This window comes from Ruegeria sp. AWH4_226, from assembly GCF_056159225.1.
Genome location: NZ_JBSWUU010000001.1, coordinates 1,027,429 through 1,043,942, shown reverse-complemented (window position 1 = coordinate 1,043,942; position 16,514 = coordinate 1,027,429). Strand labels below are relative to the sequence as shown.

The window sequence follows — 16,514 nt, the reverse complement described above, 5'->3', positions numbered from 1 at the left end:
TTGTCCACGTTTGATAAGAGCCGTCAGATGATGTGAAGTATGGATAACCTGACTAGCAGTTCGGAACACTTTCGGATAGAAAACTCATGATTTTAAAGGTTTTTGTTGGGCGGCTTTTTGTTACACGAAACTCACGGGTTACTTCGTCTTTGTTTCGGTGAAAAATGTGGCGCTTGGGTGGCTAACTGACGGGGGGTCCGTCGACAAAACGCGACCATTTTGTTGAGTGGGTAATGGTTTTCAGGTTTAAGCGTCTGCCGAAACAGGGAAAAGGGGCCATTGTGCCCCTTTTTCTTTGCTAGTTACTGACCGTGGTCGCGAAATAGGTATCGAGCTGCGGTTTGAGCCACGCCCACAGACCCGGAGCGCCACGTCGAATCGGAATTCCAACGCGGTTGTCGAGCTGTACAAATGTCACATCGTAGTCCGCCCAGGTCCCACCTCCGGTTGCCAGATTTCCGACCGGAGCCTGAAACCGGTCCACTGCTTTCGCAAAGCGGGCGTCTGGGCTGTCAGCTGCTTCGAACTCTTGCCACAATGACAGGAACTCAGCTTTTTGTTCACTGGGCAACAACCCGAACAGACGCTCGGCGGCTGCCTGTTCCTCGGCTTCCTGAGCAGCGTGGTCGACCTGACCATGAATGGGGTGATCCCCGGCGTCGATTTCAACGATGTCGTGCAACAGCAGCATTTGCAAAACGCGGTCGATTGAGACGTCGGGCGCTGCCTGTCCAGAAAGAACCCAGGCAAACATCATGATGTGCCACGAATGCTCGGCCGAATTCTCGCGCCGGTCTCCGCTGAGCAAACGCGAAGCCCGATAGACGGATTTCAGTTTGTCAGTCTCTGCAAGAAAACCAAGCCTGATCGAGAACTCCGTTTCTGAGGGTGGATGCCCGTTCAGCAGGCGTTGAGCTGCGCTGTAGGCGTCTGGGAACTCGGACTTGAGATATGCCGCCCGCCCACGGTTCAGGTTTTCTTGTACAATCGTCCGATGATCCGGATCAGCGTGCGGCGCGCAGAGCACCTGGAACATCGGTTGGCAGCGATCAAGGTACTTGGCAAATCTGGCGTCAGGCGTTTGATCGGCCTCAAACTCACGCCAAAGGTGCAGGCATTCCGCAGCCTGGTCTGAGGGCAACAAGCCAAACACCTCGACCGCTGCGGCTTGTTCGGCCTGTTCGACGGCTTGCCAATCGGTCTTCAGATGTATCGGATGATCACCAACGACTATCTCGACAAGATCGTGCAGCAACAACATGCGAATGACGCGGTGGATCGACACAGCTTCATCGGCAAGCGGCTGCATGACCAAAGCCCAAAGCGCAAGTTGCCAGCTATGTTCTGCTGCATTTTCGGGGCGGGACTGGTCAAGCAGAAAGTTGGCGCGGTCAACCGATTTCAAGCTGTCCACGCGTTTCAGAAATTCGATTTGCGCAGACAGTCTGTCGCTCATTGTTTTTCAATCGCTTTTGTCTTTGCCCGGTGGTCTGACAGTCTTTTGATCACGAAGTTCCTGGCTTTGCGTTCAGCCAACCTTACGCGAATCTCTGTCAGAAACGCTTCTTCCAACGTCTGAGAGGACGCACCCAAAAGTTCGCCCACTTCGACAAAGAACCGATCGTCACCGGTTTCATCCATGACTTTCATCGTGTCCTCGGCCAGTTTAGAGGCGAGGGTAATGATGGTGTCGGACATCAGCGCGTATTCTCGGTCAAGCGGCGTTTCACATAGTCGCTAACATCGGTAATCAGCGTGTCCATGTGGCGGTCCTGGAAAAAGTGGTCCGCGCCTTCAACTTCGTTATGGGTAATTGTGATTCCCTTCTGCTCATGCAGCTTACCGACCAGCGATGTCGTATCGGCCGGAGGCGCCACCCGGTCCGCAGATCCGTTGATTATCAGACCAGACGACGGGCAGGGGGCCAAAAACGAAAAGTCGTACATATTTGCAGGGGGCGATACGCTGATGAAGCCCGTAATCTCGGGGCGACGCATCAACAGTTGCATTCCGATCCATGCACCGAACGAGAATCCGGCAACCCAGCAATGTTTGGAATTGTTATTCATAGATTGCAGATAATCCAGCGCTGATGCTGCGTCGCTAAGCTCACCAACGCCCTGATCATATTCGCCCTGGCTGCGGCCCACACCACGGAAATTGAACCTCAACACGGTGAAGCCCATATTATAAAAGGCATAGTGCAGGTTATACACGACCTTGTTATTCATCGTCCCGCCGAATTGTGGGTGCGGGTGAAGCACGATGGCGATCGGTGCGTCTTTTTCCTTTTGCGGGTGGTAACGGCCTTCCAGGCGGCCTTCGGGTCCGGGAAAAATCACCTCGGGCATGTGTGCTTCGGTCCTGTCTTGTTTTCTGGATGCTGCGATAGGCTTGACGGCTATCTTCCAGCACCTTAGAACGGTTCTAACTATGATGCGTCGCGCACGGCGCTGCTTGTCGGAGATACGCACTGGCAACGGCGGCGTCAATGTTTTCGCGCGATATCAGCCATAAGGGGACTGGAATGAAGCTTTCAACCAAAGGTCGCTATGCCATGGTTGCACTGGCCGATATCGCGCTTCAGCCAGACGATAAGACTGTAACGCTGAGCGAGATATCAGAGCGTCAGGACATCTCTCTCCCTTATTTAGAGCAGTTGTTCGTAAAACTGCGCCGTGCCGACGTTGTTTCTTCTGTGCGGGGACCCGGTGGGGGGTATCGTCTGGCGCGCGCTGCTTCTGAAATCCGTGTGGTTGAGATTTTGTCGGCTGTGGACGAAACGGTTGATGCGTTGCAAAAAGGGGCAGGGGCGTCTGGTGCGTCTTCGGGAAGCCGGGCGCAATCTCTGACCAACCGACTGTGGGAAAGCCTGAGCGCCCATGTCTACGTTTTCCTGCATCAAACGCGGCTATCCGACGTGATCAAGAACGATCTTGCCCCGTGCCCTGCAGTTCCAAGCCTGTTTGCCGTTGTTGACGAATAAAATGGTGCAAGTGTTGTGCTCATCACCGCTGAGTTTGGCATTTGGGAAAAGATGAATCCATGACTCGTGTTTATCTGGATCATAATGCAACGACCCCTCTGCGCTCTGAGGCCCGAGAGGCGATGATCGCGGCGATGGATTTGTGCGGCAACCCATCTTCGGTACATGCCGAAGGGCGTGCCGCGAAAGCTCTGATTGAGCGTGCCCGGGCGCAAGTCGCTACGGCATTCGGAGCAGATGGTGCCGATATCGTGTTTACATCCGGTTCGACCGAAGGTGCGTCGCTTGCGCTGGCCGGTCGCGGTCTGCATGGCTCGGCCGTGGAACATGACGCGGTCAGGTCGTGGATCACCGAGGATCTTATCGCGGATGCGTCTGGCCGGGTTGGCGTCGTTGATCCCGAGGCTTCGACTCTGCAGCTTGCCAACTCGGAAACCGGGATTGTTCAGACGCTGCCAGCGGGTCTGGCGGTTACCGACGCGACGCAGGCATTTGGCAAGCTACCGGTTGCCTTCAACTGGTTGGGCGCGCAGATGGCGCTGATTTCGGCCCACAAACTGGGCGGTCCGAAGGGTATTGGCGCAGTCGTAATGAAACGTGGAACGGATTTGGCCGCCCAGATCAAAGGTGGCGGTCAGGAAATGGGGCGTCGTTCGGGGACGGAAAATGTCATTGGAATTGCGGGATTTGGGGCTGCGGCTGAAGCGGCTGCCCGCGATCTGGCCAATGGTGTTTGGGAAGAAGTCAAAGAATTTAGAAATATTCTAGAAATGGCTCTTGAGGCCGGTTCTAAATCTACTATTTTTATCGGGAAAGATCAGAACCGCCTTCCAAACACCCTGTGCTTTGCCACCCCTGGTTGGAAGGGCGAAACTCAGGTGATGCAGATGGATCTCGCCGGATTTGCGGTAAGCGCTGGTTCGGCATGCTCAAGCGGAAAGGTGCGCGCCAGTGCCGTCCTGACCGCGATGGCATTCGACGAGGTTACAGCCGCAAGCGCGATACGCGTGTCACTGGGACCTTCGACAACGGAAGAGAACGTATTGCGCTTTGCTGAAGCGTGGTTGGAAAAAGAAAAGAAACATCGCGCGCGTGCCGCGTGACCTGACGGAGAAAACGACATGGCCGCATTGGACCAGACCCAGGTAAAAGAAGGCGTCGATCAGGAAACCGTTGACGCGGTGCGCGAGGTCGGAACCTACAAATACGGGTGGGATACTGACATCGAGATGGAATACGCACCCAAGGGTGTGAATCCCGATATTGTTCGACTGATCTCTGAAAAGAACGAAGAGCCCGAGTGGATGACCGAGTGGCGTCTGTCGGCCTTCGAACGCTGGACCAAAATGGACGAGCCGAAATGGGCGATGGTCCATTATCCGCCAATCGACTTTCAGGACCAGTATTACTACGCCCGTCCGAAATCGATGGAAGAAAAGCCGAAATCGCTGGATGAGGTCGATCCCAAGCTGCTGGCAACCTACGAAAAGCTTGGCATTCCCTTGAAAGAGCAGATGATTCTGGCCGGTGTTGAAGGCGCGGAAAATATTCCCGCCGAAGGGCGCAAGGTTGCTGTCGATGCTGTTTTCGACTCCGTGTCTGTCGGCACGACGTTCCAGGATGAGCTGGCAAAGCATGGCGTGATCTTCTGCTCAATCTCAGAGGCAATCAAAGAGCACCCTGAACTGGTCAAAAAGTACCTTGGTACTGTTGTTCCTGTGTCAGACAACTTCTACGCCACATTGAACTCGGCTGTGTTTTCGGATGGTTCATTCGTTTATATTCCGCCGGGCGTTCGCTGCCCGATGGAGTTGAGCACCTATTTCCGCATCAATGCGGAAAATACGGGTCAGTTCGAACGGACGCTTATCATTGCGGACAAGGGATCTTACGTCTCGTATCTGGAAGGCTGCACCGCACCTCAGCGTGATACGGCGCAGCTGCATGCCGCTGTGGTCGAAATCATCGTCGAGGAAGACGCCGAGGTTAAATACTCGACCGTTCAGAATTGGTTCCCCGGGGATGAGAACGGCAAGGGCGGCATTTACAACTTCGTAACCAAGCGCGCCGATTGTCGCGGTGATCGGTCCAAGGTGATGTGGACGCAGGTTGAGACAGGCTCTGCAGTGACCTGGAAATACCCGTCCTGCATCCTGCGTGGCAATGAAAGCCAGGGCGAGTTCTATTCGATCGCGATCACGAACAACATGCAACAGGCAGATACCGGCACGAAGATGGTGCATTTGGGTAAGAACACCAAGTCGCGCATCGTGTCTAAGGGTATCAGCGCGGGCAAAGCACAAAATACCTACCGCGGGTTGGTTTCGATGCACCCCAAGGCAAAAGAAAGCCGGAACTACACGCAATGCGACAGCTTGTTGATCGGCGACAAATGTGGCGCCCACACGGTTCCGTATATCGAGGTTAAAAACAACTCGAGCCGAGTGGAGCATGAGGCGACGACATCCAAAGTGGATGACGATCAACTGTTCTATTGCCGCCAGCGCGGAATGGACGAAGAAGAAGCCGTGGCGCTGGTTGTCAACGGGTTCTGCAAGGACGTCCTGCAGGCACTGCCGATGGAATTTGCCATGGAAGCACAGCAATTGGTCGCCATCAGCCTCGAAGGGTCTGTGGGCTGACCCCCTGCTTTCTATCTACTCAATAAAAGGGGGGCCAAGCGCCCCTCAAGTGATACCCCAAAGGACAAAACATGCTGGAAATCAAGAACCTGCACGTACGGCTGGAAGAAGAAGATAAGCGGATCCTCAATGGAGTGGACCTGACGGTCGAGGCCGGTACAGTACACGCGATAATGGGGCCGAACGGCTCGGGCAAGTCGACGCTCAGCTACGTGCTGTCTGGTCGTGACGGGTATGAAGTTACCGAGGGCACGGCCAAGCTGGACGGGGAAGACCTGCTTGAGATGGAGCCGGAAGAGCGCGCCGCTGCTGGCATCTTTCTGGCATTCCAATATCCGGTCGAAATTCCTGGTGTAGGCAATATGACCTTTCTGCGCACTGCGGTGAACGCGCAGCGCAAGGCTCGTGGCGAAGATGAACTGTCAGCGGCGGAATTTCTGAAGGTTATTCGTGAGAAAGCGAAATCGCTGAAGATTGATGCTGACATGCTTAAGCGTCCGGTGAACGTCGGGTTTTCGGGCGGTGAGAAGAAGCGCAACGAAATCCTGCAAATGGCGATGCTTGAGCCCAAGATGTGCATCTTGGACGAAACCGACTCGGGTCTTGATGTGGACGCGATGAAGCTGGTGTCCGAAGGTGTGAACGCATTGCGTGACGCGGGCCGGGGTTTTCTTGTGATTACCCACTATCAGCGTTTGCTGGACCACATCAAACCAGACGTCGTTCATATCATGGCGGATGGGCGTATCGTAAAATCTGGCGGCCCTGAACTGGCACTGGAAGTCGAGCATAACGGTTATTCCGACATCCTGGCCGAGGTGAACTAATGGCCCTGCCGCAAGCAAATCAAACCGCAACCGAGGCGCGGCTAGCGTCCCTGACCTTGCCGGATCCGGGCTGCACGAAGGCAGCGCGTGAGGGTGCTTTGGCTCGTGTAAATCAAATGGGCCTGCCGGGTCGCCGTGATGAATACTGGAAGTATACCCAACCCGACACGCTCGTTTCACCCGATGCACCTCGTGCGGCGGTTCTGGACGCCGGTGAACCCTTGGTGTTCAGCGATGTGGATCGTTTGTCTATCGTCTTTATCGACGGCGTTTTCAGCCCGGAAGATTCGGACGACCTGACCCTTGAGGGTGTAACGATCGACCGTCTGGAGGATATCTGCTGCAAGGATATCCATTGGGCCAAAGAGTTGTATGGCAAGCTGGAAGAGCGGGGCCAGACCCCGGTGCAACGACCGTTGGCAGCGCTGAATACGGCTTACGCTACGGATGGTGTTGCCATTCACGTAACGGGTAGGCCGTCTAAGCCGATCAACTTTGTGTATCGCCATGAATCAGAGACATCAGATGCGATCTTGCATCACGTCATCCGTGTCGAAAGCGATGCGGAGGTGACCATCTTGGAAACCGGTCCGGCGGCGTCTCGGTTCAACAAGTGCATGGAGATTGACATTGCGGACAATGGCACGCTGCATCACATCCGTGCGCAGGGTCGCGACCACGAGCGGCGCGCTGTTACGCATATGTTCACTCGGCTGGGCAAGGAATCGACGTACAAGTCATTCACCCTCACCGTGAATGGCGTTCTGACCCGTAACGAACAGGTCGTGGAACTGACCGGTGATGATGCGGTTGCCCATGTGGCTGGCGCGTGTGTTGGGGATGGAGATTTCCTTCACGATGACACGGTGTTTGTCACCCATGACGCAGTGAACTGCGAAAGCCGCCAGGTATTCAAGAAGGTCCTGCGCAACGGAGCAACCGGCGTTTTCCAGGGTAAGATTCTGGTAAAAGAAGGTGCTCAGAAAACGGATGGCTATCAGATCAGTCAATCTCTGCTTCTGGATGATGACAGCCAGTTCCTCGCCAAGCCCGAGCTTGAGATCTATGCAGATGACGTTGCCTGTTCGCACGGCTCGACATCAGGCGCAATCGACGAGACTGCGTTGTTCTACCTGCGCTCGCGGGGCGTTCCGTACAAGGATGCAACGAACATGCTGACCCTGGCCTTTCTGGCCGAGGCGGTAGACGAGATCGAAGACCGCGCGTTAGCGGAAGAGATCGTGACCCGTCTGGAAGGCTGGTTAGCGCGGCGTAGCTGATGCCTCTGACATCGGATATCGTGGCCACGTATCGGGGGCCGGGGCGGGTGGTGCGCCGGCTGCTTGATCTTGGGCAGCGGGAAGACAGGGCGCTCATCTTCGCCATGGGGTTCTGCGTGGTAGCCTTTATCGCGCAACTTCCGGCACTTGCGCGCAGGGCACATCTGGAAGGGCTGGAGTTGAATATGCTGATGGGCGGAGCTTTGTTGGGCTCCGTAATCATCCTGCCTTTGGTTCTATATGTGCTTGCGTTTGTGTCCTATGGTGCGGCACGTTTGGTTGGTGGACGCGGTTCGGCCTATGGTGCCCGATTGGCACTGTTTTGGGCTTTGCTGTCATCCACACCTCTGGTGCTGCTGAATGGCCTTGTCGCCGGGTTCCTGGGACCCGGTCCCGCTTTGACACTTGTTGGGGTTACATGGCTTGCGGTTTTTATCTGGTTCTGGCTGGCGGGCCTCCGACAAGCGCAAAGGCAAGCGGAATGACTAGCATAACTTTGGGCAACCTCGCGGTGATGACCCTGACCAACCCGGCTGAGGCTGCGCGTCATTTGCTGGCCTTTCACCCCGGGCGCGAAGTACTGTGGCTTGGCTTTTTTCTGGCCGTCGTACTGAATGGTCTGGTGCAGTTCGGTTTTGACAACCTTATGCCCGTTCCGGATGGCTTCGAAGCCCCGCCGCCTGAGCCAATTTTCATGGGTTTGGTTCGTTCCGGTGCTCTGATCTTGTTCAGTATTGTCGCGTTCCTATTAGCTGGGCGCCTGCTCGGCGGAATCGCCTCTTTCACTGAGATCATGACGCTGACAATCTGGCTGCAATACCTGCAGATTACGGCAATGTTCATCACCCTGGTGCTTGCTATTGCGATGCCTTTTCTGATGGTCCTGTTTCTGTTTGCCACCGCGATAGTGAGCCTTTACGTCACGCTCCATTTCCTCAATGAAGCGCATAAATTCGGAACGCTCTGGAAGTCTTTCGGGGTCATTATGCTGTCTGCCTTGATCGCATTGCCGTTTGTCCTCGCGCTGACACCCAGCGGCCCGGTATAGGGATAGAAATATCATGTATGACGTAGAAAAAATTCGTGCTGACTTTCCAATTCTGTCGCGTGAGGTCAACGGGAAACCGCTAACCTATCTCGACAATGGTGCCTCGGCGCAGAAACCACAGGTCGTGATAGATGCTGTGACCCGTGCATATTCCGAGGAATACTCGAATGTGCATCGCGGTCTGCACTACCTGTCGAATCTGGCAACCGAGAAATATGAGGCCGTGCGCGGAACGATTGCCAAGTTTCTTGGGGCAGTGAACGAGAATGAAATCGTGCTGAACTCCGGAACGACCGAAGGTATCAATCTGGTTGCCTACGGTTGGGCCATGCCGCGTTTACAAGCGGGTGATGAGATTGTCCTAAGCGTGATGGAACACCACGCCAATATCGTGCCCTGGCATTTTCTGCGTGAGCGTCAGGGCGTTGTCCTGAAATGGGTCGATGTGGATGCGGATGGCGGGCTGGATCCAAAGGCCGTGATTGATGCGATTGGCCCCAAAACCAAGCTTGTGGCTGTAACACATTGCTCGAATGTTCTGGGAACAGTAGTTGACGTTAAGACAATTACCGAAGGCGCACATGCCAAGGGTGTGCCAGTACTGGTCGATGGCAGCCAAGGGGCCGTGCACTTGCCTGTCAACGTTAAGGATATTGGCTGCGACTTCTACGCGATCACGGGCCACAAGCTCTATGGTCCGTCTGGTTCAGGTGCGATTTATATCAAGTCCGAGCGCATGGCCGAGATGCGCCCCTTCATCGGCGGCGGAGACATGATCAAGGAGGTCAGCAAGGATCACGTGATATACAATGATCCGCCCATGAAATTCGAGGCTGGTACGCCAGGCATTGTCCAGACGATAGGTTTAGGTGTCGCGCTTGAATATATGATGGATCTGGGGATGAAGAACATCGCCGCGCATGAGGCTGGTCTGCGTGACTATGCGATGCAAAAGCTAACTGGTCTGAACTGGTTACAGATGCAAGGCACACGTCCCGACAAAGCCGCGATCTTCAGCTTTTCGCTGGACGGGGCAGGTCATGCGCATGACGTTTCGACTATTCTCGACAAAAAAGGCGTTGCCGTACGGGCGGGCCACCATTGCGCTGGTCCGTTGATGGACTTCTACGGCGTCACTGCGACCTGCCGCGCGAGCTTTGGCCTGTACAATACCAAGGATGAAGTCGATACCCTGATCGATGCGCTTGAATTGGCCCATGATCTCTTTGCGTGAAACTTGGCTGGTCCGGGCTGATTTGCAGTTGCGCCCGGATCGGAACAAGGTTAGCTAACGGGCAAGGCACCTGTAGCTCAGCTGGATAGAGCGCTGCCCTCCGAAGGCAGAGGCCAGAGGTTCGAATCCTCTCAGGTGCGCCATTTTCTTGTATTATGAATGCCTGCTTGACGCAGTGGAGCGGTGCACTTGTTGCGCTTTGATTGCGGTACAACCCCTCCACAAAAACAAAGAGCGCCCAAGGGCGCCCTTTGTTTAGAAGTCTTTATGGGGGCGTTAACCGCCCCAGCTGCGAACATCACCGCAATCCATATGGACAAAATTTGAACGTGAATACTTGCCTACACCTCCGGCGCGGCAGGATATGGCGGCCCTTGCCATTTGAGACACCGAACGCGATGAAAGACGCAGGTCTGCGGCCTGACCTTTCATGTGAAGCGAGTTTTTGGCGACCCTGCGCGACCGGGACCGCAACATCGCGTTTGTCTTAGGCGAACGGTAGCCGGACAGCAACGTATAAGGCTCGTTCACATCCAATAGATTATGCGCGGCTGCCATAATGTCGATCGTGCGTAGATCCATGTCTTTGACCTGATCGGTCCGCCAGTCGCGCATGAAGTAGTTCACTTCTTTGACGGCATCTTTGATGTACTTTCCGTCCACCCAGTAAACCATGTCAATCCGCTCGCCCGTGCGACCGGAGTACATGCGAATACGCCTAATGTCTCCTCCTCCACGAAGGAAACCCGCTGCATTGGAATAAGTCGGTGAAGCCACTATTGCCGTAGCTGCAAATGCACCCAATAGGGCACGCCGGGTTAAGCCCGAAGTACTGCTCATCGTCATTTTAGTTTCGTCCCGTACTGTTCCTGCCTGCACACGATGTTACGCGCGCCTTCTTAATTTTTTCCCATCCCAGATGCGCAATTTATGCCACAGTCGGATTCGCCCGCCAAGAAGTCTTTCAGATTCAGCTTTTCTAGGGGGAATTTTCGGCGACTTTTTGCGCAGGTGATGAAATTATGTATAATAATGGGGCATTAAGCGGCAAGGATCCGCCGTGCGATGCAAACACGCATCACGCATTTGAAGATGCGCTTTGTTAGTACATTTGTGAATAGACAAGCCATCGGGGCCGCCACAATATTTGGCGAAGGCGCACCCCAGCAGCAGAAAATAACGATTAATCAAGGCGATCTTATGATTTCAGGTTTTCGAACGTGTACTGTTATTGTCTTCACGGCACTTTTTGTGTCTTCGGCTTCCCTGGCGAACACTGAGCCTCGGTCTTCAACGGCGTTTCAGATGGCCGTGGCCGAGTTCGTACCTACGGGCTCGGGGGTTGCAGAGTTTTACCGTGAAAACGGGTTTGCCCCGGTTTGGGTGGGCGAAACGCCTCAGCACAAGGCACGCCGCGCACGTTTGATTCAGGCACTGGCCTCGACGGATATGCACGGTTTGCCGCAAGGATCGTATAGCGTTCAAACACTTGTTGATAAGATGCAGGCGGCGCGTACAACGCGAGACCTTGGTGCTGTGGAAGTCAAATTGACTAAGGCGTTTGTGGAATATGCGCGCAACCTTCAATCTGGTGCGCTGCGCCCGTCTCAGATCGACGATGGCTTAGTGCGGAAGGTTGAGCGGACGTCAGCTAAGGATCACTTAACTCGGTTGGTGGCCGCGCAAGACGATTCCTATTTTGACCAGCTGGCTCCGCAATCGACGCAGTACCGCGCGTTGATGAAGCAAAAGTTGGCTTTGGAGACGCTTGTTAGCCAAGGTGGATGGGGGCCGACAGTTCCAGAGTCTAAGCTGGAATATGGTGATACCGGTCCTAGTGTAATTAAGCTGCGTAACCGATTGGTCTCGATGGGATATCTGCGACCAACTGCCAGCCCAGACTTCGATGGCGCGTTGCTGATCGCAGTAAAGGCATTTCAGGCGGACCACGGGCTTGCGACAGACGGCGTGGCCGGGCAAGGAACCATCACTGAGCTGAACCGGAGCGCGTCGGAAAGGCTCAAGGCCGTGTATGTCGCGTTGGAGCGGGAACGTTGGTTGCCGCGTGAACGCGGTGAACGCCACATTCTAGTAAATCAGGCTGATTTTTCAGCCAAGATTGTCGATGACGGGTTAGTCACGTTTGAAACACGCACTGTGATTGGCAAAAATACTCACGATCGTCGCAGCCCTGAATTCTCAGATGAGATGGAGCATTTGGTGATCAACCCCAGTTGGTACGTTCCGCGCTCGATCATTACAAAAGAATATCTACCCAAACTGCAGTCCAACCCAAATGCAGTTGGGCATATCCACATCACGGATCGAAGCGGCCGTCAGGTAAACAGGGCAGCTGTGGATTTCACTCAGTTCAATGCTCGGAACTTCCCGTTTGCGATGCGTCAACCGCCGAGCCAAAGCAACGCTTTGGGCTTGGTCAAGTTCATGTTCCCCAACAAGTACAACATCTATCTCCATGATACACCTCAGAAAAGCCTGTTCGCGCGCGAAGTGCGAGCGTTCTCACATGGGTGTATCCGCTTGGCAGATCCGTTTGAATTTGCCTACGCACTTTTGGCGAAGCAGGAAGAAGATCCAAAGGCGTTTTTCCATCGTATTCTGGCTACAGGCAAGGAAACCACCGTACAATTGGAGCAGCATGTGCCAGTACATCTGATCTATCGCACAGCCTATATCGGCCCGAAGGGTGAGGTTCAGTATCGCCGCGATGTTTATGACCGTGATCGGAAAATCTGGGAAGCTTTGCAAAAGGCGGGGGTGGCCCTGCCGGACGTTCAGGGGTAATCAGCGGGGCAGATCCTTAATCAGAGAAGCCCCATGCAGTATTCAATCCAGCAAATAGCCGAGGCCCTGGGCGCCGAATATCGCGGCGATGGCAACCTTGTTGTCGCGCGCGCCGCTGAACCGGCGGATGCCGGGCCGACGGACCTGGCGATGGCGATGTCTCCGAAATATGCCGAGGCGCTGAACGGTGGTTCAGCGAAAGCGGCTGTTTTGTGGGAAGGCGCAGACTGGCAGGCAATGGGGCTGCAGGCTGCGATTTTTGTTGTCAGACCACGCATGGCAATGGCTGGAATCACAGCGATGTTGGACCGAGGGCAGGGTGTTGAGCCGGGCATACATCCCTCTGCCGTGATAGACCCAAGCGCCGTAATTGGCGAAAACGCCTCGGTCGGGCCGCTTGCTGTTATCGGCGCGCGGGTTCGCATCGGAAAGGGGGCTGTGATCGGACCGCATTGCGTAGTCGGGGCGGACGCGGTTCTGAGCGAAGACGTGGTACTGCGTGAGATGGTCAGCATTGGCGCGCGTGCACAGATTGGCGACCGTTTTATCGCGCAACCCGGTGCGCGGATCGGTGGTGACGGGTTCAGCTTTGTCACACCCGAGGTGTCAGATGTTGAAAACGTCCGAAAAACGATGGGCGACAAGGGTGATGCGCAAGCGCAAAGCTGGCTGCGTATTCACTCGCTGGGCGCGGTTGAGATCGGCGATGATGTGGAGGTCGGTGCCAATTGCACTGTCGATAACGGGACAATTCGGAATACCCGCATCGGCAATGGGTCGAAGCTGGATAATCTGGTACATATCGGGCATAACACGCATGTTGGTCAGGACTGTTTGCTATGCGGTCAGACCGGTGTGTCCGGTTCGGTTAAAATTGGAAACAACGTGGTGCTGGGTGGCCAAACCGGTGTCGTAGACAACATCTTTATCGGCGACGGTGTGATTGCAGGGGGCGGCACCAAAATCCTGTCGAATGTGCCCGCGGGCAGGGTGATCATGGGCTACCCGGCGATCAAAATGGAAACGCATACAGACATTTACAAAACGCAACGCCGCTTGCCCAGACTGGCACGTGACGTCGAGGCGCTGAAAAAGGCTGTTTTCAAACAGCCGCCGAGCGATTAAATCACCCTCAACGAGATAACCAGAGGACCGATATGAGCATCACCGACCGCGTCATCGCAATCATTGCTGAGCAGGCCGTGCTGGAGCCTTCGGACGTCACTCCTGAAAGTACGCTTGAGGATTTGGGGATCGACAGTCTCGGACTCGTTGAGAGCATTTTTGCAATCGAGGAAGAGTTCGATATCTCGGTACCCTTCAACGCCAATGAACCGGATGCCAGCGATTTCGATATTTCAAATGTTGCTGCCATCATCTCCGGTATCGAAAAACTTGTGTCCGAGAAAGTCTGACATAACAGTATGAAACGCGTTGTTATTACTGGGGCAGGGACGATCAACTCGCTGGGTCATTCCGTTCCAGACACCTTTGAAGCCATGCGCGAAGGGCGTTGCGGTATTTCAGATCTTGAGTTCCGCGATGTTGAGCGGCTGTCCATCAAAATTGGCGGTCAGGTACGCGGGTTCGAGGCCGAAGGGCGCTTTAACCGCCAGCAAATGAGCCTTTATGATCGCTTCACGCAATTCACGCTGACAGCGGCGAAAGAGGCGATAGAACAATCCGGAATCGAATTCCACGGCGAACTCGCGGCCCGATCGGGTGTGGTGCTTGGTACTGCAGGCGGCGGCGTTTCGACGTGGGATGACAATTATCGTTCAGTTTACGAAGACGGTAAAAACCGTGTGCACCCGTTTGTCGTTCCCAAACTCATGAATAATGCGGCGGCCAGTCATGTCTCGATGGAGTACAATCTGAAAGGGCCAAGCTTTACCGTTTCGACTGCTTGCGCCTCGTCCAATCACGCGATGGCGCTGGCGTTTCAGATGGTTCGCAGTGGTGCGGCGCCGGCAATGCTCACGGGTGGATCGGAATCCATGCTGTGTTTTGGCGGCGTGAAGGCCTGGGAAGGGTTGCGCGTGATGTCCAAGGACGCCTGCCGTCCGTTCAGCGCCAATCGTAACGGCATGGTTCAAGGCGAAGGTGCCGGTATTTTCGTGTTTGAGGATTACGATCGTGCGCGTGAACGCGGCGCGGATATCCTGTGTGAAGTTGTTGGCTTTGCCATGTCGTCCGATGCCGCTGATATCGTGATGCCCAGCAAACAAGGCGCTGCCCGGGCCATGTCCGGAGCGTTGGCAGATGCAAGTCTGAACGCGGATCAGGTTGGCTACATCAACGCGCATGGAACTGGCACGGCCGCGAATGATAAAACCGAATGTGCGGCAGTGGCCGATGTGTTTGGGCCACACGCAGATGACCTGATGATTTCGTCGACAAAGTCCATGCACGGTCACCTGATCGGCGGCACTGGAGCAGTTGAATTGCTGGCCTGCATCATGGCGCTGCGCGACGGAGTGATCGCTCCGACCATTGGGTATGAAGAGCCTGACCCGGAATGCGCGTTAGACGTAGTGCCCAACGATGCGCGTGAAGCCAAAGTCACAGTAGCGCTTAGCAACGCATTTGCTTTCGGCGGCTTGAATGCTGTTTTGGCCCTGAAGCAAGTCTAAGGACCGCGCGTGCGAAACGAAAACGCCACCGGTTGAAAGCGGTGGCGTTTCTTCGTTTTAGTTCTGATTTATGCCCAGACCGTCAAAGGCCGATGTAAATCCGGACAACGACATCTCCATCTGCAACACTTGATCGGGGAAGCGGGCAGGGACTAGCGAAACCACCGCCGTTGAACCAGACTTCATAGCGTCGATTTCGGGCTGACTAAAGCCCAGCTGTGCGACGCATCCGACTGGAACACAGTGGTGATAGTTATACAGTTTACGCGGTGCGCCATCTATGGACAGGGCAAGCTGCGCCTGGAGTAGGGTTTCCAGAGGCACAATCACGTTAGCCCACGCAACCGCCGCGCCGCCTTCAGGCAGTTTTCCGATCGTCACCTCGGCCAGCGGTTCACCCTGCTGACCATTGAGGATTTGAACCATTGCACAGGGGTCTTCGCCGGTTTGTGCCTTGATGCACGATATTTCCCAATCACCGGAGGTTTCGCGAACGAACTGCTCTCCGACACGAGGGCCGGTGGTACCAAGGTCCAGCCCGTTTTCCGCAGGCGCGGTTTCAGTCTCTTGCGACTGCGCCTCTTGCGCGCTGACCGCGCCAGACATCAGCACAGCGGCCGATACAGTAAGCGATAGAAGTGTCTTGATCATGAATGCCTCAGCACGTTGGTTGAGCTTTTTTCTGGGTCTTACCACCCTTGGATCATGGTGTCAGGTGTTAAGCTACAAAATTGGACATATGTGATCGGATTTTTGCCGTTCCGGTGACCACTTCCATGCAATACACAGCAAAAAAGGGAGCCGGTGGAGCGGCTCCCTTTCGTAAAATTTTCTCCCCGTCGGACTGGCCGACTTAGTTATGCGCAGACGTTACGAAAGGCGGACGCAGCGGTCAACTGAAAACCTGAATTTTTAATGGAAAATCAAGTCTTGCTTAAAAAAAACCGCGCCCGAAGGCGCGGTCAGTCGACAGGGAGGAAGTTTGCCGTCTGTCACCTTGGGCAACGTAGTCGGCAAATTCACTATCGCAGTCAAAGGTTAACTTTGTATGTTAAGAGC

Annotated in this window: 17 protein-coding genes and 1 tRNA gene; 13 read left to right on the top strand and 5 right to left on the bottom strand. The window is 54.9% G+C overall.

Going from position 1 to position 16,514, the window contains the following annotated elements; genetic code table 11:
* Window positions 1-298 precede the first annotated feature (298 nt).
* From ACXAET_RS05060 to ACXAET_RS05050, 3 genes are read right to left on the bottom strand one after another with little or no spacing between them, the layout of a single operon-like run.
* Window positions 299-1,456: an HD domain-containing protein gene (locus ACXAET_RS05060; protein ID WP_475182061.1), complete on the bottom strand. Its 1,158-nt coding sequence runs from the start codon at window positions 1,454-1,456 to the stop codon at window positions 299-301.
* Entirely contained in the window at window positions 1,453-1,698 is a 246-nt protein-coding gene (locus ACXAET_RS05055) for a hypothetical protein (protein WP_068331313.1), read from the bottom strand. The genes ACXAET_RS05060 and ACXAET_RS05055 overlap by 4 nt, the downstream gene beginning before the upstream one ends.
* Complete coding sequence (locus ACXAET_RS05050; protein WP_475182052.1) at window positions 1,698-2,351, bottom strand: alpha/beta hydrolase; 654 nt, start codon at window positions 2,349-2,351, stop codon at window positions 1,698-1,700. The genes ACXAET_RS05055 and ACXAET_RS05050 overlap by 1 nt, the downstream gene beginning before the upstream one ends.
* A gap of 176 nt (window positions 2,352-2,527) precedes the next feature.
* Between ACXAET_RS05050 and iscR the strand changes: the two genes are divergently transcribed.
* The 9 genes from iscR to ACXAET_RS05005 all read left to right on the top strand — a co-directional run bounded on the left by iscR (window position 2,528) and on the right by ACXAET_RS05005 (window position 10,160).
* Window positions 2,528-2,986 carry a Fe-S cluster assembly transcriptional regulator IscR gene (gene iscR / locus ACXAET_RS05045; RefSeq protein ID WP_475182047.1) on the top strand — a complete coding sequence of 153 codons (459 nt, stop codon included), beginning with the start codon at window positions 2,528-2,530 and terminating at the stop codon, window positions 2,984-2,986.
* A gap of 59 nt (window positions 2,987-3,045) precedes the next feature.
* Entirely contained in the window at window positions 3,046-4,089 is a 1,044-nt protein-coding gene (locus ACXAET_RS05040; protein ID WP_475182045.1) for a cysteine desulfurase family protein, read from the top strand.
* An 18-nt stretch (window positions 4,090-4,107) separates the two neighbouring features.
* Window positions 4,108-5,628, top strand: coding sequence for a Fe-S cluster assembly protein SufB (gene sufB / locus ACXAET_RS05035; protein ID WP_475182042.1), 1,521 nt, complete (start codon window positions 4,108-4,110; stop codon window positions 5,626-5,628).
* Window positions 5,629-5,699: 71 nt separating this feature from the next.
* Window positions 5,700-6,455 carry a Fe-S cluster assembly ATPase SufC gene (gene sufC / locus ACXAET_RS05030; protein ID WP_475182040.1) on the top strand — a complete coding sequence of 252 codons (756 nt, stop codon included), beginning with the start codon at window positions 5,700-5,702 and terminating at the stop codon, window positions 6,453-6,455.
* Complete coding sequence (locus ACXAET_RS05025; protein WP_475182036.1) at window positions 6,455-7,735, top strand: SufB/SufD family protein; 1,281 nt, start codon at window positions 6,455-6,457, stop codon at window positions 7,733-7,735. Before sufC ends, ACXAET_RS05025 begins: the two co-directional genes overlap by 1 nt.
* Window positions 7,735-8,220: a YIP1 family protein gene (locus ACXAET_RS05020; RefSeq protein ID WP_475182031.1), complete on the top strand. Its 486-nt coding sequence runs from the start codon at window positions 7,735-7,737 to the stop codon at window positions 8,218-8,220. The genes ACXAET_RS05025 and ACXAET_RS05020 overlap by 1 nt, the downstream gene beginning before the upstream one ends.
* On the top strand, window positions 8,217-8,783 hold the full coding sequence (locus ACXAET_RS05015; protein ID WP_475182028.1) for a YIP1 family protein: 567 nt from the start codon (window positions 8,217-8,219) through the stop codon (window positions 8,781-8,783). The genes ACXAET_RS05020 and ACXAET_RS05015 overlap by 4 nt, the downstream gene beginning before the upstream one ends.
* A 13-nt stretch (window positions 8,784-8,796) precedes the next feature.
* Window positions 8,797-10,017: a cysteine desulfurase gene (locus ACXAET_RS05010; protein WP_475182025.1), complete on the top strand. Its 1,221-nt coding sequence runs from the start codon at window positions 8,797-8,799 to the stop codon at window positions 10,015-10,017.
* 66 nt (window positions 10,018-10,083) lie between these two features.
* Window positions 10,084-10,160, top strand: a tRNA-Arg gene (locus tag ACXAET_RS05005).
* Window positions 10,161-10,293: 133 nt separating this feature from the next.
* Here the strand turns inward: ACXAET_RS05005 and mepK are convergent.
* Window positions 10,294-10,863: a peptidoglycan L,D-endopeptidase MepK gene (gene mepK, locus ACXAET_RS05000; RefSeq protein ID WP_475182024.1), complete on the bottom strand. Its 570-nt coding sequence runs from the start codon at window positions 10,861-10,863 to the stop codon at window positions 10,294-10,296.
* 354 nt (window positions 10,864-11,217) lie between these two features.
* Here mepK and ACXAET_RS04995 point away from each other — a divergent pair, with 354 nt between their 5' ends.
* Genes ACXAET_RS04995 through ACXAET_RS04980 form a run of 4 tightly spaced genes read left to right on the top strand, consistent with a single transcriptional unit; the run spans window position 11,218 to window position 15,455 of the window.
* Window positions 11,218-12,822 (top strand): L,D-transpeptidase family protein, encoded by a 1,605-nt coding sequence (locus ACXAET_RS04995; RefSeq protein WP_475187100.1) that lies wholly within the window; start codon window positions 11,218-11,220, stop codon window positions 12,820-12,822.
* A 33-nt stretch (window positions 12,823-12,855) separates the two neighbouring features.
* Entirely contained in the window at window positions 12,856-13,947 is a 1,092-nt protein-coding gene (lpxD, locus tag ACXAET_RS04990; RefSeq protein WP_475182020.1) for a UDP-3-O-(3-hydroxymyristoyl)glucosamine N-acyltransferase, read from the top strand.
* A 32-nt stretch (window positions 13,948-13,979) separates the two neighbouring features.
* On the top strand, window positions 13,980-14,237 hold the full coding sequence (locus tag ACXAET_RS04985; RefSeq protein ID WP_475182017.1) for an acyl carrier protein: 258 nt from the start codon (window positions 13,980-13,982) through the stop codon (window positions 14,235-14,237).
* A gap of 9 nt (window positions 14,238-14,246) precedes the next feature.
* Window positions 14,247-15,455: a beta-ketoacyl-[acyl-carrier-protein] synthase family protein gene (locus tag ACXAET_RS04980; RefSeq protein ID WP_475182015.1), complete on the top strand. Its 1,209-nt coding sequence runs from the start codon at window positions 14,247-14,249 to the stop codon at window positions 15,453-15,455.
* A 57-nt stretch (window positions 15,456-15,512) separates the two neighbouring features.
* On the opposite strand, the gene ACXAET_RS04975 is transcribed toward ACXAET_RS04980, so the two are convergent.
* Complete coding sequence (locus tag ACXAET_RS04975; protein ID WP_475182012.1) at window positions 15,513-16,106, bottom strand: invasion associated locus B family protein; 594 nt, start codon at window positions 16,104-16,106, stop codon at window positions 15,513-15,515.
* Window positions 16,107-16,514: the final 408 nt, after the last annotated feature.